This window comes from Collinsella sp. AF14-35 (genome assembly GCF_003464565.1).
Taxonomy (GTDB): domain Bacteria; phylum Actinomycetota; class Coriobacteriia; order Coriobacteriales; family Coriobacteriaceae; genus Collinsella.
Map to the genome: position 1 here is coordinate 1 of NZ_QRZD01000014.1, position 15,340 is coordinate 15,340.

General features: G+C 64.4%; 15 protein-coding genes. 12 read left to right on the plus strand and 3 right to left on the minus strand.

Annotated features, from left to right (window positions below):
- The 12 genes from DWW12_RS05750 to hisE form a co-directional block, all read left to right on the plus strand.
- Positions 1-582 (plus strand): SIS domain-containing protein (locus tag DWW12_RS05750; RefSeq protein ID WP_369832422.1); only part of this gene is annotated, 582 nt, incomplete at its 5' end.
- A 73-nt stretch (positions 583-655) separates the two neighbouring features.
- A complete protein-coding gene (locus tag DWW12_RS05755) occupies positions 656-1,492 on the plus strand; it encodes a sugar phosphate isomerase/epimerase (protein ID WP_117855434.1) in 837 nt (278 codons plus the stop codon).
- Between the two features lie 326 nt (positions 1,493-1,818).
- A complete protein-coding gene (hisG, locus tag DWW12_RS05760) occupies positions 1,819-3,534 on the plus strand; it encodes an ATP phosphoribosyltransferase (protein WP_117855435.1) in 1,716 nt (571 codons plus the stop codon).
- A gap of 105 nt (positions 3,535-3,639) precedes the next feature.
- Positions 3,640-5,076 carry a histidinol dehydrogenase gene (gene hisD, locus DWW12_RS05765; RefSeq protein ID WP_117855436.1) on the plus strand — a complete coding sequence of 479 codons (1,437 nt, stop codon included), beginning with the start codon at positions 3,640-3,642 and terminating at the stop codon, positions 5,074-5,076.
- A 1-nt stretch (position 5,077) separates the two neighbouring features.
- Complete coding sequence (hisC, locus tag DWW12_RS05770; RefSeq protein ID WP_117855437.1) at positions 5,078-6,193, plus strand: histidinol-phosphate transaminase; 1,116 nt, start codon at positions 5,078-5,080, stop codon at positions 6,191-6,193.
- Positions 6,194-6,781, plus strand: coding sequence for an imidazoleglycerol-phosphate dehydratase HisB (gene hisB / locus DWW12_RS05775; protein WP_117855438.1), 588 nt, complete (start codon positions 6,194-6,196; stop codon positions 6,779-6,781).
- A gap of 137 nt (positions 6,782-6,918) precedes the next feature.
- Complete coding sequence (locus DWW12_RS05780; RefSeq protein ID WP_233544244.1) at positions 6,919-7,620, plus strand: imidazole glycerol phosphate synthase subunit HisH; 702 nt, start codon at positions 6,919-6,921, stop codon at positions 7,618-7,620.
- Positions 7,617-8,360, plus strand: a complete 744-nt coding sequence (locus tag DWW12_RS05785; RefSeq protein ID WP_117855440.1) for a HisA/HisF-related TIM barrel protein — start codon at positions 7,617-7,619, stop codon at positions 8,358-8,360. Before DWW12_RS05780 ends, DWW12_RS05785 begins: the two co-directional genes overlap by 4 nt.
- Before the next feature lie 3 nt (positions 8,361-8,363).
- Entirely contained in the window at positions 8,364-9,146 is a 783-nt protein-coding gene (gene hisF, locus DWW12_RS05790; protein ID WP_099432268.1) for an imidazole glycerol phosphate synthase subunit HisF, read from the plus strand.
- On the plus strand, positions 9,147-9,488 hold the full coding sequence (hisI, locus tag DWW12_RS05795) for a phosphoribosyl-AMP cyclohydrolase (protein WP_117855441.1): 342 nt from the start codon (positions 9,147-9,149) through the stop codon (positions 9,486-9,488).
- Positions 9,485-9,712, plus strand: a complete 228-nt coding sequence (locus DWW12_RS05800) for a hypothetical protein (RefSeq protein WP_099432266.1) — start codon at positions 9,485-9,487, stop codon at positions 9,710-9,712. Before hisI ends, DWW12_RS05800 begins: the two co-directional genes overlap by 4 nt.
- Positions 9,713-9,727: 15 nt before the next feature.
- Positions 9,728-10,045, plus strand: a complete 318-nt coding sequence (gene hisE / locus DWW12_RS05805) for a phosphoribosyl-ATP diphosphatase (RefSeq protein ID WP_117855442.1) — start codon at positions 9,728-9,730, stop codon at positions 10,043-10,045.
- A gap of 157 nt (positions 10,046-10,202) precedes the next feature.
- Here the strand turns inward: hisE and DWW12_RS05810 are convergent, their stop codons facing one another.
- From DWW12_RS05810 to DWW12_RS05820, 3 genes are all read right to left on the minus strand, one after another.
- Positions 10,203-11,114, minus strand: a complete 912-nt coding sequence (locus DWW12_RS05810) for a PHP domain-containing protein (RefSeq protein WP_117855443.1) — start codon at positions 11,112-11,114, stop codon at positions 10,203-10,205.
- Between the two features lie 119 nt (positions 11,115-11,233).
- Positions 11,234-11,653 carry a nitrous oxide-stimulated promoter family protein gene (locus DWW12_RS05815; protein WP_117855444.1) on the minus strand — a complete coding sequence of 140 codons (420 nt, stop codon included), beginning with the start codon at positions 11,651-11,653 and terminating at the stop codon, positions 11,234-11,236.
- The gene (locus tag DWW12_RS05820; RefSeq protein ID WP_117855445.1) at positions 11,653-15,219 is read right to left on the minus strand and encodes an ATP-binding cassette domain-containing protein; all 3,567 of its coding nucleotides are present in this window, start codon (positions 15,217-15,219) and stop codon (positions 11,653-11,655) included. Before DWW12_RS05820 ends, DWW12_RS05815 begins: the two co-directional genes overlap by 1 nt.
- Between the last annotated feature and the right edge of the window lie 121 nt (positions 15,220-15,340).

Sequence of the window (15,340 nt, forward strand, 5' to 3'; positions counted from 1 at the left end):
GCCGACTGCTTCGGCCTGCGCCTGCTCAACCGCCGCGGCTGCTTCCCGCAGTTCGATAAGTTCATCGAGCAGACCAAGGATGTTTGGACCCACCTGGTCGACATCCGCAAGAGCTTCGAGCCGCGCGCCGAGGAGCTCGCCAAGAAGTACGCCCTGGCCCCCTACACCATGTTCATCGGCTCCGGCGCCCTGTGGGGCGAGACCATCCTGTTCTCGATGTGCATCCTGGAGGAGATGCAGTGGAAGCGCACCCGCTACATCACCTCGGCCGACTTCTTCCACGGCACCCTCGAGCTCGTGGAGCCCGGCGTCCCGGTCTTCCTGTTCATGGGCGAGGACGAGAACCGCAAGCTCGACGAGCGCGTCCGCGCCTTCCTGACCCGCGGTGTGACCGGCGACACCGACATCAACATCATCGACACCGCCGAGTTCGCGATCCCCGGCCTTGACGACGAGTTCCGCGTCATCGTCTCCCCGTGGATCCTCTCCTCGCTGATCACCGATCGCCTTGCCGCTTACTACGAGACGGTCACCAAGCACAACCTCAACTATCGTCGTTACTATCACCAGTTCGATTACTAAGAGCAAATAACGTTTGTGTAATTGGGCCCCGCTCCTATATGGAACGGGGCCCCGTTTGGGTTGGAGAGTAATTATGAGCTACCCCCAGCTTGCCGTTATGAATATCAGCCATCGCTACTTTGATCTTGAGGAGTTCTTTTCTTCGGTGTCGGCTTCGGGCTACACGTGTTGCGAGCTTTGGACCGGGGCGATGCATCTGTATGTCGATTGCCATGGATACGATTCGCTCGAGCGGGTGCGGGAGCTGTCGCAGCGGTATGGGGTTCGGATTGTGGGGCTTTGTCCCGAACAGAACAACCCCAAGCCGTGGAATATCGCGGCGCGCGGGAATGAGGCGCGTGCCCGCACGCTCGCGTACTTTAAGAACGTTGTGGATATCGCGGCGGAACTTGGAGCCGAGCAGGTCATGGTCTCGAGCGGCTGGGCATTTTTGAACGAGCCGATCGAGGACGCGTGGGGTCGCAGCGCCTCGATGCTGCGTGCGATTGCCGAGCATGCGGGAGAGCGCGGCGTGCGACTGGTGCTCGAGGCCCTACAGCCGGTTGAGTCGATGATCGTGAACTCGGCGGCCGATACGAAGCGCATGATCGAGGCAGTTGATCATCCGGCACTTAAGGCATGTCTGGATTTGGGCGCTATGGCGGTGGCGGGGGATACCATCGACGATTATTTCGATCTGCTTGGCGATGATGTCGCCCACGTGCATTTTGTCGATATTGCGGCAGATGGCACGACGCATCTTGCCTGGGGTGACGGCGACCGCGATATGCGCGCCGACCTGGATAGGCTGGTGGCACGCGGCTATCGCGGAGTTGTTTCGGCCGAGACCTATGACTGGCGCTATTTTGCCGACCCCGCAGCTGCCGATGCGCAGGTAATGGCAGAGTATCGTCGTGCGATTGGCGCCTAAGTGGGACAGGGCGCCGAGTTGGCGTTTGACGCTTTTTGAGAAACGGGACGTGCTTTCCGCTTGAGGCTTCTGGCGGAAAGCACGTCCCAGAACAGGCGCTCAGAATGGGACACACTTTCCGCTGAGGACCTCAACCGGAAACCGCATCCCAGTTTTTGGCTGGCGGGCGGGACGCGCTTTCCCCTATGTTTCCAAATGAATACGCTATGAGCCGAGGAGAACGATTTTCCCCGCAAACACTCTAGTATGCTAAAGTACCCAGAAGACCGGCGGAGCTATGCCGGTCTTTCGTTCTATATGAAACACAGCATGAGGAGGCTCACCAGATGACGGCCACACCGTGGGGATTCCGGGACATATTGCCCGAGGAGGCTCAGGCGCGCGAGGAGATTGCGCTGACGGTGAAGGGCTGCTTTAGGGAGCATCATTACCTGCCGGTCGAAACGCCGCTGCTCGAGGACAAGGGTTCGCTCGAGGAGGGCGGCCGCATTGCGGACACGCCGTTTAAGCTCTTTGACGATGATGGCCGCCTGCTGGTGGTCCGTCCCGACAACACATTGCCGATCGTGCGTCTGGTTTCGACCCGCATGCGCGCGGCCGACCTGCCCCTGCGCCTTCGCTACGAGGCGCCGGTGGTTCGTGAGTGCCAGCGCAATGCCGGCGGCTCGCGCCAGTTTACACAGCTGGGCTTTGAGCTTATCGGTGCGGGCGATACCGCGGGCGATGTCGAGATTGTCTCGCTCGTGGCCGAGGCCGTGCGTAAGCTGGTACTGCCCGATGCACGCATTATCGCAGGTAGCGTGCGTCCGTTTAAGGAGCTGCTCGCGGCGTGCGAGGATCGCGAACTGGCCGCCGATGCCCTGCGCTGCGTGCACGCCAACGACTTTGTGGGCCTCGATGCCCGCGTGGCGGCAAGCGTCGAGTCCGATGCCGTCAAGGCCGCCATTTGCGAGCTGCCGCGTCTGCACGGCGGTGCCGAGGTGCTCGACCGCGTGGACGCGCTGCTGGAGGCCGCCGGTATCGTCGCGCCGCTGACGCGCGAGCTGCGTGCCCTGGTCGAGGGCCTGGCACCCGAGGACGCCCAGGTGCTGTCATTCGACTTCTCCATCATGAACTCTTTCGATTACTACACGGGTCTGGTCTTTAAGGCCTATGCCGGTGGCTTGCCCGATCCGGTCGGTTCGGGTGGACGCTACGACTCCATCTTTACCGGCGCATTTGGCGACGGCATCGAGGTACCGGCGGCGGGTTTCGCCTTTTCGCTCGAGCGTCTGGAGGCTGCGCACACCTCGGCCGAGGACGCTGCTTCCGATGGCGATCACGCCGCGGGCCGTGGCGCCGAGGGCCCGCTGCGCATCGCCGTGCCCAAGGGCTCGCTCAAGGCCGATACGCTCGACGTGCTCGAAGCCGCGGGCCTGGACGTCTCTGAGTTGCGCGATCCGGGCCGTCACCTAATCGTGCGCGGCCGCGACACGCGTGCCGGTGAGGGCGCGGTCGGAGATATCGAGTTTGTCATCGTGCGCCCCAGCGATGCGCCCGCCTTTGTGGGCTGCGGCGGTGCCGATTGCGGCATCTGCGGTTGGGACTCGCTTATCGAGGCCGACCTCAACTTGCTGCAGCTGGTCGATCTGGGCTACGGCCTGTGCACCTTTATCGAGGCGGAGCCCGCGTGGCGCGCCGGCCAGGCCGAGCGCAACTATGCCCGCCGCGGGTCGCTTCGCGTGGCCACCAAGTATCCGCGCATCGCGAGCGCCTGGTATGCCGAGCGCGGTGTGAACGCCGATATCGTCTCGCTGCACGGTAACATTGAGCTGGGTCCCATCGTCGGCATGACCGATCGCATCGTGGATATTACCGCCACGGGCGCTACGCTGCGCGATAACGACCTCGTTATTACTGGTCGCATTATGGACTGCACGGCCCGCTTCTTTGTCAATCCGGGTGCCGCACGTCTGGATCCGCGCGTACGCAATCTGGCAGATCGCTTGGCGGCAGCCGTGAAGGACAAGCATTTTGAGCCCGTTGCGGGCTCGGCACAATAGCGCGAGCACGCACGGGCGCCCCAACGTCCGGGCGGCGGGCCGACTGGCGCCGCCGCCCGGTCTCTCGTTTTTCGAACACAACCTCGACCGATAGGGGATACCGAAATGAAGACCATCAAGCTTGCTCCCGGTGAGCGCCTCGTTACCAACCAGCTCAACCGTAAGGGCGTGCTGCCGCAAAACATCGTCGACGCCGCTCGCGATATCGTGGCCAACGTGCGTGCCAACGGCGATGCCGCGGTGCGCGATTACTGCCAGCGTTTTGACGGTGTTGAGCTGCAGAGCTTCCGTCTTCCGCAGGAGCAGATCGATGCCGCGCTCGAAGGCCTCGATCCGGCCTTTGTCGCCGCGCTCGAAAAGGCTGCGCGCCAGATTCGCGAGTTCCACCAGCGCGAGGTCGAGCAGAGCTGGTTTACCACGCGCCCAGACGGCACGATGCTCGGCGTTAAGGTGACCCCGCTTGCTGCGGCCGGCATCTACGTGCCGGGCGGTCGCGCGCAGTACCCTTCCACCGTGCTTATGAACGCCATTCCCGCCAAGGTTGCCGGCGTTGAGCGCGTGGTCATGGTGACCCCGCCGCAAAAGGATGGACTGATTAGCCCGTATACGCTCGCGGCGGCCAAGCTCGGCGGCGTGGACGAAATCTATATGGTGGGCGGCGCCCAGGCCGTGGCCGCGCTGGCGTACGGTACCGAGACCATTCCGCGCGTCGACAAAATCACCGGCCCGGGCAACGCCTTTGTTGCCGCTGCCAAGCAGATTGTCTCGGGTGACGTGGGTATCGACATGGTCGCCGGTCCCTCCGAGGTCTGCGTGCTGGCCGATGCCACGGCCAAGCCTATGGTGGTCGCGGCCGACCTGATGGCTCAGGCCGAGCACGATCCGCTGGCGGCCTGCTATCTGGTGACCTGCGACGAGCAGTTTGCGCGTGAGGTCGAGGCGGGTATCGACATTCTGGTAGCGCAGTCCCCGCGTGCCGAGATTACGTGCGCTTCGCTCGATAACGAAGGCGCCATCGTGGTGGCCGCCGACATGGCGGCCGCCGTCGAGGCCGTGAACACCGTGGCGCCCGAGCACCTTGAGCTGCACTGCAAGGATGCGATGGGCCTGCTCGGCGGCATTCGCAACGCCGGCGCCATCTTTGTGGGCGCTTGGAGCTCCGAGCCGCTCGGCGATTACGTTGCCGGTCCCAACCACACGTTGCCGACCGGCGGCACGGCCATGTTCTCCAACCCGCTTTCGGTCGAAGAGTTCGTTAAGCGCTCGAGCGTTATATGCTATACGTCCGAGGGCCTGCTCTCCGACGCTCCCGCTACGCAGCGTCTGGCCGAGGCCGAGGGCCTGTGGGCGCACGCGCTTTCGGCCGCACTGCGTCGCCGCGTGTTGGAGCAGGGCGAGGATGCCGTGAGCGCCGAGTCGCTCGCCGCGGCCGACCTGACCAAGGTTGCCTGGCCGGGCGACGCCGTGGCGACGGTTGCCGAGGGCGTGGACCTGGCGGCTGCAGGCGCAGATGGCGCTGGCGTAACCGGCGGGGAGGCCTAATATGGCCGAACTCACGCCTCGCATGAAGGAGCTCGTCCAGCCTTACCTGGCCGGTATTGAGCCCTACGATCCCAACTTTACGCCCACGCGCATCAACCTTTCGGCCAACGAGAACACCTATCCCGTGCCGGCTGGCGTGCGCGAGGCGGTCGACGCCGCCCTGGCTGCCACGCCGCTCAACCGCTATCCCGATCCCATGTCCAACGATCTGCGCGACGAGCTTGCCGCTTGGCATGGTGTGGCGCGCGAGAATGTCTGCGTGGGCAACGGCGGCGACGAGCTGCTCTATAACTATCTGCTGGCGTTTGGCGGCGCGGGGAGAACCCTGCTCAACTGCCCGCCGTGCTTTAGCGAGTATGCCTTCTTTTCGTCTCTGTGCCAGACCGAGGTGCGTGACGTGTGGCGCGACCCGGCGAGCTTTGAGCTCGACCAGGCAGCCGTGCTTGCGGCGGCGCCCGAGTGCAGCCTGGCGATCGTGACCTCGCCCAACAATCCCACGGGCGACGTGGCGCCGCTCGACTTTGTCGCGGCCCTGTGCGATGCGTGTCCCGGCATGGTCATGGTCGACGAGGCCTACGTTGAGTTTGCCGACGATTCGTTTGGCGCGGCCACCACGGCGCAAGGCCTTATCGCCGAGCATTCCAACCTGGTGATTCTGCATACGCTGTCCAAGGCGTTTGGCGCCGCCGGCGCACGCTTGGGTTACGTGATCGCGGCGCCCGAGGTTATCGAGGTGTTCGCGGCGATTCGCCAGATCTATTCGGTCAACGTGCTGAGCCAGGCCGCCGCGCTTGCCTGCGTGCGTGCCCGTGATGCCTATGCGCCCGTGGTGGCACAGGTCGCATCTGAGCGCGAGCGCGAGCTGTGCGCCCTGCACGCGATGGCTGCCGAGGGTCTGCCCGTGGAGGCGTGGCCGAGCGCGGCCAACTTTGTGCTCGTGCGCACGCCGCATGCCACGCGCGTGCGCGAGCGTCTGCGCGATGAGTATTCGATTTTGGTGCGCGATTTTAGCTATGCGCTGGGCCTTGCGGACTGTCTTCGCATTACCGTGGGTACGCCGCGGGAAAACGACGAGGTGCTGGCTGCGTTTGCCGCGCTGGTGAAGGAGGAGATGTAGATGGGCCGTTATGCCGAGGTGACCCGCAAGACGGGCGAGACCGATATTGTCGTCAAGCTCGACCTGGACGGAAGCGGCGTGTGCGATATCTCGACCGGCGTGCCGTTTTTCGACCACATGCTCAACGCCTTTGGCCGCCATGGCCTGTTTGATTTGACGGTGCACGCAGTGGGCGACGTCGAGGTCGATGCGCATCACACCGTCGAGGACACGGGCATTGTGCTGGGCGAGGCGTTTTGCCAGGCGCTGGGCGACAAGGCGGGCATTACGCGCTTTGCCGATGCGGCGATTGCCATGGACGAGACGCTCGTGATGGCCGCCGTGGACATTTCGGGTCGCGGGCAGGCCTACTGCGAGCTGCCCGTGCCGACCGAGCGCGTGGGTACCTTCGATACCGAGCTGGCCGTCGAGTTCTTCTATGCCTTCTCGCGCGACGCCAAACTCACGCTGCACGTGTGCGAGCTGGCAGGCGGCAACTCGCATCACATTATCGAGGCCGCCTTTAAGGCCGTGGGCCGCACGATGCGCCGCGCCTGCGAGCTCGATCCCCGCGTGCAGGGCATCCCCAGCACCAAGGGCTCACTGTAACCTGCCAAAAAGGGACAGGTTTATTTTGGCAGGTTTTATCTGCGGGAATGCTGTCTCATGTGGTGGGTGAACGCTTAACCGACCAAAATAAACCTGTCCCTTTTTGGCAGGTTTTGAATGAGATAAGGGAGGGTCGCGTGGGCGAACCGAAGATCGTGGTGGTTGACTACCACAAGGGCAACTTGTCGAGCGTCGTGCGCGGGCTCGCGCGCGCCGGTGCTGCCGCCTGCACGTCGGACGATCCGGAGCAGATCCGCAACGCCGACGGCCTGGTCATCCCGGGCGTGGGTGCGCTCTATGACGCGATCGCCTTTATGCGTCAGAGCGGCGAGGCGGACGCGGTGCTCGACGCCGTTGCTGCCGGAACTCCGCTGCTCGGCATCTGCCTGGGCCTTCAGCTGTTTTTTGAGCGTGGCGACGAGGGCGTGCCGGCGGACGAGGGTGCGGACGCGGACGACGATGCCTCCGAGCAGGTCGGTGGCCCCTGGGTCGATGGCCTGGGCATTATGCGCGGCTCGTGCACGCGCCTGGAGTCGAGCCGCCTGAAGGTGCCGCATGTGGGCTGGGACCAGGTGCACATGACGCCCGCCGGTGCGGCCGATCCACTGCTTACCGGTTTTGCCGAGGGTGCCAACATGTACTTCACCCACAGCTACGCGGTGGGTGACGACGCCGATGCCGCCGATGTGCTGGCGCGCACGCACTATACGCGGAGCTTTCCGTGCATCGTGCGCCATGGCAACGTGTGGGGCTGCCAGTTCCATCCCGAGAAATCCTCCGCGCTGGGTCAGCGCATCCTTAAGAACTTCGTGAGCATCGTCGAGGAGGTTGGCAGATGATTCTGTTTCCCGCAATCGATTTGATCGACGGCAAGGTCGTGCGCCTGGAGCGCGGCGACCGCAGCCGCTGCAAGGTATATTCCGACGACCCCGTGGCCGTTGCCCGCTCCTTTGCCGAGCAGGGTGCGAGCTGGGTGCACGTCGTCGACCTGTCCGCTGCCTTTGGCGAGGACGAGGACGCGTGCGCTGCCAACTCGGCGGCGATTAAGGCCATCTGCGGCGTCGACGGTCTGTCCGTGGACGTGGGTGGTGGCGTCCGCTCGCTCGCGCGCATCGACGAGCTGGCCGGCTATGGTGCTCGCCGCATCGCACTGGGCACCGTGCTGGTGACCGAGCCGGGTTTTGCCGAAGTGGCAGCCCAAGGCTTTGGCGAGTTGCTGGTGGCAGACATCGCCGCATGCGACGGCCAGGTCAAGGTGAACGGCTGGCGTGACGGCGCGGGCGTGGCACTCGACGATGCCGTGGCGCAGCTTTCCGAGCTGGGCTTTAAGCACCTGGTGTACACCGACATCGCGCGCGATGGCATGCAGACAGGCATCGACGTGGCAGCATATCGCCATGTGGCGCAGGTCGCGGGCTTTCCCGTCGTGGCTTCGGGCGGCATCTCGACGCTCGACGATATCCGTGCGCTCGCCGCGGTGGGCGAGGGCGCCATCGAGGGCGCCATTACCGGCCGTGCGCTCTACGAGGGCAACTTTACGCTGGCCCAGGCGCTGGCCGCCGCCCGAGGGAAGGAGTAGCCCATGCTTACCAAACGCGTGATTCCCTGCCTGGACGTCAAGGACGGCCGCGTGGTCAAGGGCGTCAACTTTGTGAGCCTGCGCGATGCGGGCGACCCGGTGGAGCTGGCCCGTGCCTACGACCGCGAGGGTGCGGACGAGGTCGTATTTTTGGACATTACCGCGACGAGCGACAACCGCGCGACGACCATCGAGATGGCGGCGCACGCGGCCGAGGAGCTCGCTATTCCCTATACCGTGGGCGGCGGTTTTCGCGACTTGGCGGGCATGCGGACCATGGTTGCCGCCGGCGCCGACAAGGTGTCGCTTAACTCTGCCGCCGTGCGCGATCCGTCGTTGATCAGCCAGGCCGCCGCGGCGTTTGGCAGCCAGGCCGTGGTTGTGGCGATTGATGCCAAGCGCGTTGGCCTGCCCGGCGCATCCGGTGCCGACAAGTGGGAGGTCTTTACGGCGGGCGGTCGCAACGCCACGGGTATCGATGCGGTGGCGTGGGCCGAGGAAGCGGCTCGTCGCGGCGCCGGTGAGATCTTGCTCACCAGCATGGATCGCGACGGCACCAAGGCTGGCTTCGACCTGGCACTCACCCGTGCCGTGGCGCGCGCAGTGCCGATTCCCGTCATCGCGAGCGGCGGCGTGGGCACGCTCGAGCATTTTGCCGAGGGTGTGATTGAGGGCGAGGCCGATGCCGTGCTGGCGGCGAGCGTCTTTCACTTTGGAACCTTCAGCATTCGCGAAGTCAAAGAATACATGGCTAGCCAGGGAATCCCCGTGAGATTGGACTTCTAAATGGAGCAAGTGACAACCGCGGCAGAACTTAAATACGACGACTGTGGGCTCATTCCCTGTGTGGTTCAGCAATATGACACCAGCGAGGTGCTTATGGTTGCTTGGATGAACGAGGAATCGGTGGGGCTGACGCTCAAGACCGGCACCACGTGGTTTTGGAGTCGCAGCCGCCAGGAGCTCTGGAACAAGGGCGCGACGAGCGGCAACATGCAGGAGGTCCGCGAGCTCTGGGCCGACTGCGATAGCGATACGCTGCTGGTCAAGGTTGACTCGCCAGGCCCGGCCTGCCACACCGGCAACCGTACCTGCTTCTTTAAGCGCGTGGAAGGGGGCGTGCGATGAAAGTTGTGACGCCGTTCGAGGTCGCCGACTGCAACACCGAGCTCCTCCGCGCGGGCGTGCCATGCCGCGTGCACCTGACTGATGCCTGCGGGGCGCAGTCGCTTTGGCTCGAGGCCGAGAAGGAAAGGCTCGATGAGGCTCATGCCGTCATCGTCGAGTTCTTTGAGAAAAAGGGCGCAAAGCCTCGGTTCGATGAGACCGGTACCTACTTTACGCTGCAGTAACGAGAGGAAATAACCATGGGAGTCAGAACAGCTAACGTGCAGCCGGGAAATATCGGCGAGACGCTGACGGGACTGGCCGAGGTGATTCACGGCCGTCGCGATGCGTCGCTGGAGGAGAGCTATACCGCCCGTCTGCTGACCGACGTCGAGGACGAACTGCTCAAGAAGCTTGCCGAGGAGGCGAGCGAGGTCATCATGGCCTGTAAGGACAACGACCACGACCACATCCGCTACGAAGCCGGCGATCTGGTCTACCACCTGCTCGTGACGCTCGAACGCTACGGCATCACCCTCGACGAGCTGGCCGGCGAGCTCAACGCTCGCCGCCACTAGTCATTGGCAGTCATTGGGGACGTTCTTAAGCGACTAGTCGTTAGGGACAGTCTTTCGGGAGTTGCCAATGAAATAGAAGTTGCGGTGGAATAGTTCTTGTTTGACGGTCTTAGGGCCATAAACAGGAACTATTTCACCGCAACTCATGAAGGGATGTCTAGGCGAGGGGCGTGGACTCCCATTCGCCGGTGGCGTGGGGGATGTCGAAGGTCCGATAGCCGCAGTCGTAGGCGTGGGCCTGAGCCTCGCGGACGTTCCAGCAGATATCGCAGGAGCGGTGTGCGTCCGAGCCAAAGGTAATGGGCACCTCGGCATGGGCGAAGCGATGCAAAAGCCCGGTCGCGGGATAGTAGTCGTCCAAGCCCTTGCGCGGTGCGGCGGTCGAGACCTCAACGCGGCGACCCGTATCGTGGGCACATTCGGCCATCTGCTCCCAAAACGGCGCCGGGTCAAAATCGGGCGCAAAGCCTTCCTTCGAAAAGCGCATGACCAGGTCGGGGTGGGCCATCACGTCAAAGTTGAGTGAGCTTTCGCAGGCGCGGCACCAGTCGTCGACATAGCGCTCCCATACGCCGCGCACGCCCAGGTTTTCCCAAACATGCAGGTTGGTATCGTCGTCGATCCACCCGCAGCGTGAGTCGGGCGTATCGGGGCGAGCGACGCTCTCTGTTCCCGCCGTGCCCGCAGCGCCGGCCATGATATCGCCCGGGTCGCCAATCCAATGCACGCTGCCCAAGCGCACCACGGCGCCCTGGGACCAGCGCTCAACCAAAGGCTCGCAACCTTCGTACCAATCGCATTCAAAACCGTAGATAAAGGCGAGCTCCGGCGCAATCTGCGCGGCGAGCTTGCGGGCGTCCTCAAAGGCCAGACGATGTGCTGGCAAGTCGCCCTCGACGACCTGCACCTCGCAGTTAGCATCCATGCTGGCAGGCAGGGTGAGGTGGTCGGTCGAGACCATGACACGGCATCCGGCGGCGGCAGCAGCGCGGACGTTGTCCTCAAACGTGGCATGGCCGTCCGAAAACGAGGTATGGGTGTGGCAATCGACCAGCGGGCATGCGGGCATGGCGACTCCTTTGCATTTGGTGAATCCGCTCCATTGTAATGGCGCAGCCTCGGTGCGGCGGGAACGCTGCAAGTCGAAACCGACTGGAAAGGGCAGGCGGCGCGTGCCGGCGCCGTCGACTACTTGCTTCGTGTCGCCGCGCGTTTGGCCTGCACCGTTACCATCGCGTGTCTCACGGCGGTGATGGGGCGATAGCGGATCATGCGCGGTCCCGACCAGCGCATGACCTCGCGGATCTTCTCGCGCATGGCAGGCCGGTAACAATGCGAAGGACAGGCCGAGCAAAATGTCTTGGTGCCCATGTGCGGGCAGTGCTCAATGCGCGCGATGGCGTATTTCTGCAGCTCGGCGCATTCGGGGCAGAGCGTAATGGTCCGGAGGCCGAGCTTCACGCGCACGGGCTCATCGTTGCCAGTCTGTTCGACCGCATGCCCGCCGCCATGATGCCCACGACACCACAGCGCAATCATCTGCGACACCATTTGGGCCTCACGCTCACGTTTGCGTGCTAGCTCCGGTGTGTCGACTGGGCGCGCCATTAGCTCAGCCTCCCGTGCTCGACCGAAAGCGAGAAATCGGCAAACGCGCAGGTGCTGGCACGGTGGCTCACGAGCACAATGGTCTTGCCGCGGCGCTTGAGCTCGTCAACGGCCTGCATTACGGCTGCCTCGTTGAGAGCATCGAGCGCGCCGGTGGGTTCGTCGAGCAAGATGAAGGGTGCGTCGTTGAGGAAGATGCGCGCAAGGCCGATGCGCTGGCGCTCGCCGCCCGAAAGCGAGTCGCCCAGCTCGGCAACGGGCGTGTCGAGTCCCTGCGGCAGACGGTCGATGAGCGTGGTGAGTGAGGCGGAGCGGCAAGCGTCGAGCAGCTCGGCATCGGTGGCGTTGGCGTGCGCGACCAGCAGGTTCTCGCGTACGGTGCCGCAGAACAGATGCGTGTCCTGGGTCATATAGGCCTCGTGGCTGCGCAGGCTCGCCGTGTTGATGTGGCGGGCATCGACGCCGCTCACCGTGATGGTGCCGGCTGCGGGGTCCCAAAAGCGCATGAGCAGCTTAAGCAGCGTCGACTTGCCCGAACCCGAGCGCCCCATGATGCAGGTCATGGTACCGGGCGCAAAGGTGCAGGTCACGTCGTCGAGGATGAGACTCGCAGCGGTGTCGTTCGCGACCTGCTCTGTGGCGCCCGCACCGCCCGCGTCCACGCCGCCCACATAGCTAAAGCTCACATGCTCGGCTGCGGCGCCGGCAAACTCAACGTTCTGTCCATCGGTGACCTCGGCGCACTGGGGCCGCTCGTCGAGCAAATCGAGCACGCGTGCGCCCGAGGCGAGCGTCTCCTGCAGTGAGGCGCCTAGGCGGCTCACGGCCATCACCGAGCCAAACGACGACACAAAGGTAAAGACGGCGACAAACGCTGCGGCAAAGTCAATCGTTCCCGCAGCCACCAGCTGCAGCGCGCGCCCGAGCATCACCAGATTAGCCGCAAGAATAAGCGCATCGGCTACGGCCTCGCTGACCGCCTGGCGGCGCTTGAGGCGCGCGTCCACGGCGCCGACTTGCTCGGTCAGCTTGCCCAGGGCACGGCTGCGATCGGTGCCACCGGCAAACTGGATGGTCTCGCCCGCGCCGCGCAGACTGTCGAGTACAAAGGCGCCCAGCTTACCGGCGCCCTCGCGGCTCTGGCGGCCGGTGGTGCCGCATGCCTTGGCCGAGACCAGGGGCAGCAGCACGCCCAGGACCGCGTAGGCCACGAGCGCGATGCCCGCGAGCTCGGGGCTCACAGCCAGCAAAAAGCCCTCAAACACAACGGTGCAGACCAGAGCTATAGCAATGGGCGAGATGGTGTGCGCGTAGAAGACCTCGAGCAGCTCGATATCCGAGGTGACCAGGCTCACGAGCTCGCCCTTGTCGCGGCCCTCGAGCTTGGCGGGGGCGAGCTGGCGCAGGGCGCCAAACACCAGGTCGCGAATGTGTGCGAGCAGACGGAATGCGATGTAATGGTTGCAGAGCTGCTCGCCGTAGTGGAGCGGCCCGCGTGCGATGCCGCAGGCGGCACAGGCCGCGCATGCTGCGATCAGACCAAGCCCCAAGGCGTTGCTGCCCAGCGCGGCCATAAGGCCAAGGGCGCCAAAGGCCGGCACGAACGCGGCAGTGAGCATGCCAATGCTGCCCAGCGCGACGGCTAGCACAAGCCAGCCGGCAAGCGGTCGGACGAGCCCCATCATGCGCCACATGATGGACGGTGCCGAGCGACGGGCGCGGCCGGAGTCAGTGGCCGCGGCAGCGGAAGACGAGCCAGCACCGTTGAGGCCATCGGTACAGGCAGCGCTGCTGTCAACAGCCTCAACCGCGCCGGCATCCTCGGCACCACCCTCCGCATACGCATATGCCGAGAGCTGCTCCTGACTGTTCCACATGCGCGCATAGGCGCCCGCGGTGGCCAAGAGCTCGCCGTGAGTTCCGTGCTCGGCAATACGGCCACGCTCCAGCACCAGGATCTGATCGGCGTCCACGATTGTCGACAGGCGGTGTGCCACCACAATTACAGTGTGCCCGCCGGCAAGCGACGCGATGACCTCGCCGATCGCGGCCTCGCTTGCGGCATCGACGTTGCTCGTAGCCTCGTCAAACACATAGATCGGCGAGTCGTGCAGCAGGGCGCGGGCCATGCACACGCGCTGGCGCTGGCCGCCCGAAAGGTTGGTGCCGCCCTCGTTAATCACCATGTCGAGTCCGCCGTTGGCCTGCACAAAGGCCGCCACGCGCGTGCGGTCGAGCGCGCGCAAAAGCTCGGTATCGGTGGCGTTGGGCTGGGCGAGCAGCAGGTTGTCGCGCAGGGTGCCGGCAAACAGGTAGCCGTTGGTGGGCACCAGGGTGACGGCGCGCATGAGTGAGGCGGCCGTGGCATCGCGCAGCTCGACGCCGCCGATGCGAACGCTGCCACGGTAGGCACCCTTGCGGCCCGCGATAATCCCCGCGAGCGTGGACTTGCCGCCGCCGCTTTCGCCCACGAGTGCCACGAGCGAGCCGTGCGCAATGGTCGCGCTGGCGCTGTCCAGCACCGTGCGGTCGCCGTATGCATAATTCACGCCCGCGAGCTCGATATCGCCGCGACCGTCAAGCTTAACATCGCCGCGCTCGGGCTCGCGCGTATCCAAAATGCCAAACATGCGGCGCGAGGCGGCCATGCCGTTCATGGCCGTGTGGAACAGCGATCCCAGGCGGCGCATGGGCAAAAAGAACTCCTGCGACAGAAAGACGATGAGGAAGGCAGCCTCAAAACCGATCTTGCCCGTGGCGAGTTGCAGCGCGGCTACGATAATGCCGAGCGCGGCGCCCATATAGACGACCAGGTCCATAACGCAAATGGAGCGCAGCTGCATCACCAGCAGGCGCATGGTCGCTGTGCGGAAACGCTCGGACTCGGCGTTGATGCGCTCGTGCCAGCTGCGATCGGCCTGATAGACCTTAAGGGTGGTGAGACCCTGCACGGCCTCCAGGAACATGCCGCCCAGATCGACATAGCTGCCCCAGTACTCGGCACCGATCTTTTTGGCGTTGCGCATGACCATCATGATGGAGACGGGGATGACCGGAACGCAGGCGAGCAGCAGCGCGGCGGGAAGACCCGCCTGGCCCACGAGTAGCACAAACAGCGTGATGGGTGCCAAGCCGGCAAAGAAGAGCTGCGGCAGGTAGCCGCCAAAGTACACCTGGAGTTGCGTGGCGCCCTCGACGCTGGTCTGGACGGCCTCAGCGGTGGGGACGGTCTCGGTGTAGGAGGGGCCGAGTGCGGTGAGCTTGTCGTAGACGAGCGAGCGCACGCGGCGGACGGCCTCGAACGCGGCCCTGTCGCCGGCGCGTTGGGCCAGGTAGATGGAGGCGGTGCGCGCGATGATGGCGGCGGCGAGCGGCAAGGCCGCCTGTGCGAGGGCATCGACGGCGAGCGCGGCGGAAAGGCCGTTCGTGACGATGCCGCCCAAGATGCGCGCAAGCATCCACATCACCGTGATGTTTGCCATGAGCGCGATCCACTTAAACAGGACGCTTGCCATAATGTAGGGCGTTGCCTGCGGAACCAGGGAGAAGAGCCGCTTCTCGAACATGAAACCTCCTATGCCGTAACGGTGCCGGGCGGGGTCCTCGGCAGCCGCTTAGTTAGCCAAATGCAACTAGAGTAGCATCGTGCAGCCTGTAAGTATGCCGAGGGTAATTTTTTGGCCGATG

Coding starts and splice junctions, on each gene's coding strand:
- hisF (WP_099432268.1), top strand. CDS start 8,364: ATGCTTACCAAACGCGTGATTCCCTGCCTGGACGTCAAGGACGGCCGC.
- DWW12_RS05800 (WP_099432266.1), top strand. CDS start 9,485: ATGAAAGTTGTGACGCCGTTCGAGGTCGCCGACTGCAACACCGAGCTC.
- hisD (WP_117855436.1), top strand. CDS start 3,640: ATGAAGACCATCAAGCTTGCTCCCGGTGAGCGCCTCGTTACCAACCAG.
- hisG (WP_117855435.1), top strand. CDS start 1,819: ATGACGGCCACACCGTGGGGATTCCGGGACATATTGCCCGAGGAGGCT.
- hisE (WP_117855442.1), top strand. CDS start 9,728: ATGGGAGTCAGAACAGCTAACGTGCAGCCGGGAAATATCGGCGAGACG.
- DWW12_RS05755 (WP_117855434.1), top strand. CDS start 656: ATGAGCTACCCCCAGCTTGCCGTTATGAATATCAGCCATCGCTACTTT.
- hisC (WP_117855437.1), top strand. CDS start 5,078: ATGGCCGAACTCACGCCTCGCATGAAGGAGCTCGTCCAGCCTTACCTG.
- DWW12_RS05815 (WP_117855444.1), bottom strand. CDS start 11,653: ATGGCGCGCCCAGTCGACACACCGGAGCTAGCACGCAAACGTGAGCGT.
- DWW12_RS05820 (WP_117855445.1), bottom strand. CDS start 15,219: ATGTTCGAGAAGCGGCTCTTCTCCCTGGTTCCGCAGGCAACGCCCTAC.
- hisI (WP_117855441.1), top strand. CDS start 9,147: ATGGAGCAAGTGACAACCGCGGCAGAACTTAAATACGACGACTGTGGG.
- hisB (WP_117855438.1), top strand. CDS start 6,194: ATGGGCCGTTATGCCGAGGTGACCCGCAAGACGGGCGAGACCGATATT.
- DWW12_RS05810 (WP_117855443.1), bottom strand. CDS start 11,114: ATGCCCGCATGCCCGCTGGTCGATTGCCACACCCATACCTCGTTTTCG.
- DWW12_RS05785 (WP_117855440.1), top strand. CDS start 7,617: ATGATTCTGTTTCCCGCAATCGATTTGATCGACGGCAAGGTCGTGCGC.